Origin of the sequence: Streptomyces cinnamoneus, from assembly GCF_014650495.1 — a bacterium.
In the GTDB taxonomy this organism is placed as follows: Bacteria; Actinomycetota; Actinomycetes; order Streptomycetales; family Streptomycetaceae; genus Streptomyces; species Streptomyces cinnamoneus.
In genome coordinates, this window is the sequence record NZ_BMVB01000054.1 from 1 (window position 1) to 7,506 (window position 7,506).

The 7,506-nt window shown below is 67.6% G+C and carries 4 protein-coding genes and 1 pseudogene; 2 read left to right on the plus strand and 3 right to left on the minus strand.

Annotated features, from left to right (window positions below; all coding sequences use genetic code 11):
* Positions 1-929 precede the first annotated feature (929 nt).
* Positions 930-2,282 (plus strand): phosphatase PAP2 family protein, encoded by a 1,353-nt coding sequence (locus tag IE182_RS31310; RefSeq protein WP_229845290.1) that lies wholly within the window; start codon positions 930-932, stop codon positions 2,280-2,282.
* Positions 2,283-2,719: 437 nt separating this feature from the next.
* Here the strand turns inward: IE182_RS31310 and IE182_RS31315 are convergent, their stop codons facing one another.
* From IE182_RS31315 to IE182_RS31325, 3 genes and pseudogenes are all read right to left on the minus strand, one after another.
* Positions 2,720-3,106 carry a phospholipase D-like domain-containing protein gene (locus IE182_RS31315; protein ID WP_190113386.1) on the minus strand — a complete coding sequence of 129 codons (387 nt, stop codon included), beginning with the start codon at positions 3,104-3,106 and terminating at the stop codon, positions 2,720-2,722.
* Between the two features lie 914 nt (positions 3,107-4,020).
* Positions 4,021-4,520, minus strand: a pseudogene (locus IE182_RS31320) (helix-turn-helix domain-containing protein).
* Positions 4,521-4,852: 332 nt separating this feature from the next.
* Complete coding sequence (locus tag IE182_RS31325; RefSeq protein WP_190113387.1) at positions 4,853-5,872, minus strand: calcium-binding protein; 1,020 nt, start codon at positions 5,870-5,872, stop codon at positions 4,853-4,855.
* Positions 5,873-6,080: 208 nt separating this feature from the next.
* Between IE182_RS31325 and IE182_RS31330 the strand changes: the two genes are divergently transcribed.
* On the plus strand, positions 6,081-7,250 hold the full coding sequence (locus IE182_RS31330; RefSeq protein WP_190113388.1) for an IS110 family RNA-guided transposase: 1,170 nt from the start codon (positions 6,081-6,083) through the stop codon (positions 7,248-7,250).
* The last annotated feature ends 256 nt before the right edge of the window (positions 7,251-7,506 follow it).

Consider the following 7,506-nt stretch of genomic DNA (forward strand, 5'->3'; position numbering starts at 1 on the left):
TCACGTACCTGCGGGCAGAGCTGCTTCCAGGCGGCTCCTTCGCCTTGGCCGGGCGGTGCGCGCGACGGTGGCCGGGGCCCGGGGCGGTCCAGGCCGGCAGCATCTTCAGGGCGTCGTGGGCCCCTCCAGTGGTCCGGCTCGTTGAGCCAGGCCGGGAGGACGGATGAAGCAGCGCAGAGGAATGCCGCCACAAGACCGGATCATGGAATGCCGTCTCCGGTGGCCCGGGACCAGCCCGAACCGAGCCAGACCGGAGCCGGACCCGGCTGGGGCTGGCCAGGCCGGAGCCGACCGGACCGGGGCTGGTCGGACCGGGGCTGGTCGGACCGGGCCGGAGCCGGGCCGGAGCCGGGCCGTGCGTCAGCGGCAGCACCCGCGGCTCACAGGCGGAGACCGCCCAAAGCACCGGTGGGGTGCTCAGGCTGGATCGGGGCGGCATCAGCGAAGACCGCATGCGTCATCGTCCGCGTATTCCCCGAGTCCGGGCAGGGACCACACCGGCAGAGCCGAGCCGCCTTCGCATCGCAGGCACCGCTTACGGCTGTACTGCGGGGCCTGCGGCCCGCCCGGCAAATGCCTCACCGAGCGGCTCGAACGTCCGACCGGGCACAGCGCCCACCCCCACAGGGAGGCAGTGGGCCGGGCCCCGGCAGGCCGGGACAGCCAGCCGGGCCCCGGCGCAGTCGCGCGCGTCCCGCTGCCGGGCACCCTCGGGACGCCGGACCGTCGAGCATCGGACCGGCCGGGTCTTCGCTCTGCCCGTGACCAGCGAAATCCACCCACACCGCTCCGATAGCATGTTCGGGCTCGCAGGCATCGCCCTCATCGCCCGTCCCACACCGGAAAACCATGCCGACCAGCACGACGAGTAATCCATTTAGCCAACACCCAGCAAATCGGCCAAACAATTGATATCTATATCATCGCGGGTGCTTTCGCGAATTAACAGAAGAATCACGTTCGCCGCATTGCGTCAGCCACGGGCGATCCTGTGGGCCACCGCGGGTGCGGTGACCCTCGGATTCCTCATCACGCTGGAGATCACCGCACGCCGCTACGGCCTGCCGGGGCCGATCACCAACCAGGCACAAGAGGTGATAACCGCTCCTAAATCGGGGCCGCTGCTGTACGCCAGTATGGCGTTGATGATGGTGGTGCTCACCTGGCGGCAACGGTTCATCGCGGCCGGTGCCGCGATCGGCATCGACCTCGCCTTCTTCCTGGTGCGGTGGGCAGCCGACGCCAAGATGATGTTCGGCAACGGCGCACTGTGGGTGATGCTGGGCTGCGCGGTCATCGCCGTCACCCGCCGCACCGGCCCCGAACGCACCCTGCTGCTCAAAGGCGTCGGACTGGGCCTGCTGCTGGTAGCCGGCCGAAAGACCGGCGACACCTGGCTCCTCATCACCTCGAAAACCCGCCCGGCGGTCCTCGACCAGTACGTGGCAACCGCCGACCACGCCCTGGGCAACCCCTCCTGGCTGGCAGGCCGCCTCGTCAAGGCCACCGGCACGATCGGCACCCACGTTCTCGACTACGTCTACATCCAGCTCGCAGTGGCCGCGGTCGCCGTCACCCTCTACCAGCTGCGCAACGTGGCAGCCGAACGCCGCTTCCCACGCCATCACCTGGTCCGCACCTTCCTCGCGATCGGCCTCCTCGGACCGGCCATCTACATGATCTTCCCCGTCGTCGGACCGGTCTTCGCCTACGGCACCGGCGCCTTCGGCACCGGCGGCGAACACTGGGCCATAGCCAACCTCTGGCCCCACACACCACCACCACTCACCGCGCCGCACCCCGTCACCTACGACGACATCACCCCACGCAACTGCATGCCCAGCCTGCACACAGCCTGGGCCACCGCAATCTTCATCCACACCCGCAAAGCCCCACGAACCCTGCAATACGCAGGCACCTTCTGGCTCATCGCCACACTCAGCGCAACACTCGGATTCGGCTACCACTACGGCGCAGACCTCATCGCCGGCGTCGTATTCGCACTCACCACCGAAGCAGCCCTCCGCGCACACGAACGCCAATGGGACCGGCCGGGAACCCAGCTCGTCGCCTACGGCATCACCATCTTCACCGCACTCCTGATCTCATACCGCTACCTGCCCATGCACATGGCCAAACACCCCTGGATATCCGGACCACTCCTCATCCTCGCCATGACCTCAGTCATCTACAAATACAAACAGACCACCAAACACTGGGAACTCACAACACCCGAACCCACACCAGCACAACAACCCCAACCACAACCCCAGCCAGCCTGAATCCCGCTGCACAAGATTGCGGGCTGAACCCAGCCCGGTCCCCCGCACCGGCACCGGCGCCGGCACCGATCAAGGACCGGGCAAGCCACCTAACCCGGACGCCCCGGAGGGCGGCAGGATCAGCGTCCACGCCGCCGCCCAGGTCGCGGCCCCCGCCCTCCGGGCGCTCGACCTGCCGCTCGTCAGCCAGGCGGCGACCATCGCACACGCGACTCGACGGACACGGCGCCCCCCCAACGGCCCACGCCCTGGCCCACTGAATCGACGGCCATCAGCCGACCGGGTACCACGGGGAGACCAGCCCCGAGTACCCAGACAACCGCAACAACCGGGTGACCGAACTGCAGGTGCCAGCGACCATGCCCTGACACCAGAGGCACCGGTCCCGGACGAGGCCCGTCCGGGACCGAGCACCACGGTCAAGTGCGCCGCCCTGCTCAGTCCGCGTCCTCTTCGTCGTCCGCGTCCGCCGGGGGCACGACGTCCGACGTGGGCTTCCAGGGCTTGCACTCACCGTGGAGACAGTCGAACCGTTGCCGATACGGGACGGCGACCAGGTGGTCCCGCAACGCGAGGATGCTCTCGTCATTCTGGCGCAGCGCCCTGTACATGAGGCGATAGCTGCCCGCGCAGAGCATTGACTGGGCACCGCCCTGGCGCACGATCATGAATTGCTCGTGCACTGGTCTTCCGCCGGCCTCCGTTTCGGCGCAGAGACGGAAGGACACGGCACGCACAAAGGGATTCGCCCCCGACATCGAGCCGTCACCGGTGACGACCCTGGCCTGACAGCCACGCGTACGGGCAGCTGTGAACTCGTTCACCACCCGAAGTTGGCGACGCCGATCCGCGTCTTCCCCGAGGGTCCGTATGGTGTACGCCCCAGGATATCGGCAATCGGATCATTACTTGCACTTCCCGGCCGACTGCCGGCCCCCTGCTGAATATCGCATGAACTTGTCCTGCATAACCGGCGGCTTGCTGGAGATCACGCCGGCAACGGGGCGGGTGCAATGATGAGAAGAGCGGCTGGAGTTACCGCCGGGCACTGTGAATAAGCGGATGCACCACGTGTGGCGGGCTGGGAGGATCGGGCGCATCAGCGAACGAGAGATGCACGAGCAGTCAGCAGCGCGTCTGAATCTCGACGCACCCCAGGCTGAAGCCTTCATGGCCGATCCGTGGGCGGATTATCTGCGAGCCGAACGAGGAACTCATCGCCTACGTGCGAGGACTGCGGGGGAAGCTGCAGGCTGGGCATCCTCAGCAACAGCTTCGCCAGCGCCCGCGAACGGGAGACGGCGCTGTACCACCTCCACGAACTGGCCGAACAGATCATCTACACGCACAAGACCGGCACCGAGAAGCCCGACCCACGCACTATCAAGGCCGCACGCACCAGCCTGGAGGTGCGACCGCAAAGCCGCCCCTCCAACGACAACGCCGCAGTCAACGATGAGGCCACACAGGTGGCGGAGCGGGTTAGGCAGCCCGCACCGGCATACTCAGCTCAGCAGCTCAGGCCAGACCGAAGCGACAGCTTTCCCGACCGCCCGCCACAACACGTTGTACATATGCTCGATCTCTCGCGACTCCGCCCCCGACGGCCACGCCGGAACGCGGCGTACAGCTCAGCCTTCGACATCTGCTGCATGACCAGGGCCTTTCACCTGAAGGCCTTCTCGCAACTCCGTAACTGTGCTGCGGTGATGCGGGGGTTGCTGAGCTTGGGGCTCGGTCAGCCGGCGAGGGCGAGGTTGTGCATGTGGGCGACGCTGCTGGCGGCCCAGTAGCCCGTCACCCTTGAGCCTGCAGTCGCGGAGGATCTTCCAGTTCTTCATCCGGGCGAAGACGTGCTCGACGCGTGTCCGCACCCGGCGGTGGGAGGCGTTGTGCTGTTCCTTCCACTGCGGCAGCCGTTCCTGCCCGGCCTGCGTCTGGCAGGCGCGAGGGTCAGCAGCGGTCCATGCCGCTTGACGATCCGGCCGACCGCCGCCGTGAAGATCCCGAACAGCGGGGCGAGCTGCGGCATGGACAGGTTCGTACGGCAGTACATAGCCACCAGCAGCACCCGGTCCTCCAAGGACAGCAACCACGGCGGCCTGGCCGGCCGGGGTCAAGAGCCTGCCCGCCAGCCTGGTGGACAGCCTTGACCAGCCGCTGGAACCGCCGCGGGCAAAGCCCGGTGAACACCTCGACGAACTCACGACACTGAGCGGAGACCACCTGCACGACCAGACCAACGCAGACCAACCAGCACAGCTACGAGAAGATCTTTAGGCTCTCCGTCCTCCGTCGGGCCAGCATGATCCCATGACGCCTACTGAACTCAGCAGGCATTTCCGGCAGGGCGCCAGCACGGGGAGGCCAGCCAGTAAGTGGCCCGCATAATGCGGCTGACCGCCGTATGCCGGCGACCTGGAAGCCGACGCCGAGGGCGTAGCAGGCAACGGCGCCGGCCAGGGCAATGTTCGCCGCACCGGGCCGGTCCTGCCCACCCACCCACAACCGAGAACGGTGAGGAGCAACTGCTGGGATCGGCGGCCCGATGCGGGCTCGGGCCCGCGACGCTAGCTCTGACAGTTGGTGACCGTGCCGCCCGCGTTGTTGTCGGTGCGGCAGGTATTGTCACCCCCGCCGCCGTCGACGGTCCCGTACGGGCCGAGGACGACCGGCGTGGCGCCCGGTCCCTGGATGACGTCATCGCCGTCGTCCCCGGAGACGGTGGCGTATCCGTCCTGCCCGGCGGACGGCACCTCGATGAGGTCGGCTCCGGCGCCCCCGCTGACGTAGGTGGCGCGCGCCCCGTCGCCGGCGCCGATCGCCCCGACGCGGATGACGTCGTTACCTTCGTCCCCGTCGACGGTGGCGGGCTTGGGAAGGCGGGATTCTATGGGGGTTGTCCCGTCCACGGTGATCTCGTCCGCACCGGGGCCGCCATGGAGGGGGCCGGCCAGCTTCCCGACCGTGATGGTGTCGTTGCCGCCTCCGCCGTCGAGACGGCTCGCCTTGTCATATCCAGGTACGCGGAAGGCCGCGAGGCGGAGGATGTCGTTGCCGTCACCGCCGTCGATCGTGCTGCTGTACACGTCGCCGGTGGTGATCACATCGTTGCCGGCACCACCGTCGATGTCCCCCAGGTACGACACCTCGCCGGTGGTGATGGTGTCGTTGCCCGCGCCGCCGTGGATGGTGCCCTGGACGCTGAACTTGTCCATACCGGTCACGGTGATCTTGTCGTCGCCGTCACCGCCGTCGATGGACCCGCGGATATTTCTTCCGCTGCCGCTGGAGAGAATTTTGTCGACGATGACGACGTCGTCCCCACCGAGGCCGTTGACCACGCCGGCCAGGTGGCCGCTGACGTCGTCGCCGCCCCTGACCTCGATGATGTCCGCCTGATCGGTGCCGCTGAGTGTCGTACCGGCGGGGACGCCCTGGGTGCACACGAGGTGGACGCCGCCGGCCGGCAGGGCGCCGCTGGTGCAGCCGGGCGGGAGAGCCGCGGCGGTCGCGGCCGGGGGCGTGGGCGCGGCCACGAGTACGAGACCTGCAACGAGCGCGCCGACGGCAGTGTGTCTGAAGGGCATGGCTGTCCTACCTTTCAAGTGTGGTCGCTCTGGTCATTCGCAAAATCGGAGGACCCAGGGGCTCTGGGCATGGCTGCCATGGTTGAGACCACGCGATGGCTTAGGGCCCTTGGCCACCCAAAGCCCCGCGACGACTCGACCGCCAATTGGGAGATGCGACTCCGCTCGCTGCTGCAGGACAACGCCGGCGAGGTCGCCTGCGGGACCGATGTACGACGAGCCGGCGGAGGGGAACGTGCCCGAAATCCGGGCCGGAGTGGACATCGGCAAGACGCATCACCACACGGTGGTGATCAACAAGGAGGACAAGCGGCTGCTGTCCCGCCGGGTGGCGCACGACGAGACCGAACCCCTCGCCCTGATCGGCGATGCCCTGGAGAAATCCGCCGACCTGCTGTGGGCCGTGGACCTTAACCACGGCGGTGCCGCGCTGATCGGCCTGCGGATCGGCCTGCTGGTCAGACATGGTCAACCGGTCGCCTACCTCACCGGCCAGGCGGTTCACCGGGCCTCGGCCACCTACAAGAGCGGCGAGGAAAAGACCGATGCGAAGGACGCCTTCGACATCGCCGATCAGGCCCGCGTTCACCGCGACCTCGACCTGCTCCGGCCCGGTGATGAGGTCGCCGCCGATCTGCGCACCCTGACCACCCATCGCCTGAATGCGGCCTTCGACCGCACCCGGCAGATCAACCGGCTTCACGCCCCGTTGCTGGAGATACTCCCGGCGCCGGAGAGGGCCCTGGACCTGACGAACCGGGGGCCGGTGATGCTGCTGACCGGCTACCAGACCCCAGCAGCGATCCGCCGAGCGGGCACGAGCCGGATCCAGACGTGGCTGAAGAACCGAAAAGTCCGAAGCGCCGCCACGCTGGCGAAGACGGCGGTCGAGGCCGCCCAGGCCCAGACGACGGCACTGCCTGGCGAAAAGCTGGCCGCCGCCATGATGGTCCGCCTCGCCAAGAGGGTGATGACCCTCGATGAGAAGATCACCGAGCTCGACGCCCTGATCGAGGCCAAGTTTCGCAAGCATCCGCACGCCGAATTGATCCGCAGTCTGCCCGGCATGAGTGCCAAGCCCGGCGCCGAATTCCTCGCCGCTACCGGCGGCGACATGGACGCCTTCGGCACCTCCGACCGCCTGGCCGGCGTCGCCGGCCTGGCCCCCAGGACCCGTAACTCCGGTCGCGTCAGCGACAACCTGCGCCGCCCCCGGCACTACCACCACGGCCTGCTGCGAACCATGTACCCGTCGGCCATGCTCAGCCTGCAAGGCTGCCCGGCCTCCAAGGCGTTCTACGACCGGAAGCGGAGCGAGGGGAACAGCCACAAACAGGCGCTGCCAGCTCTCACACGCCGACGCCTCAACGCCCTGTAAACGATGACCCGTGACGGAGAGCGCTATCACGATTCACCTCCCGAAACGCCGCGGCTTGACAACACGATGGGAAAGTTCCCTCCTTGAAGGCACGCATATGCCAGGGTGAGGGGCAACAGCGTTCCCCTGGGGCCGGGACTGCACAAGCGAGAAACCGGCCTGACCGGATCCACAGATCCCTAGGGCGTGTCCGCAAAGTCAGGGCAGCCATAGCCGTAGGCAGGCGAGGGTGACTATGGCCTGGTAGTGGCTCGCG

Bases quoted from the DNA above. Each gene is read 5' to 3' on its own strand.
- IE182_RS31325 (WP_190113387.1), bottom strand. From the start codon at position 5,872: ATGCCCTTCAGACACACTGCCGTCGGCGCGCTCGTTGCAGGTCTCGTA.
- IE182_RS31330 (WP_190113388.1), top strand. From the start codon at position 6,081: ATGTACGACGAGCCGGCGGAGGGGAACGTGCCCGAAATCCGGGCCGGA.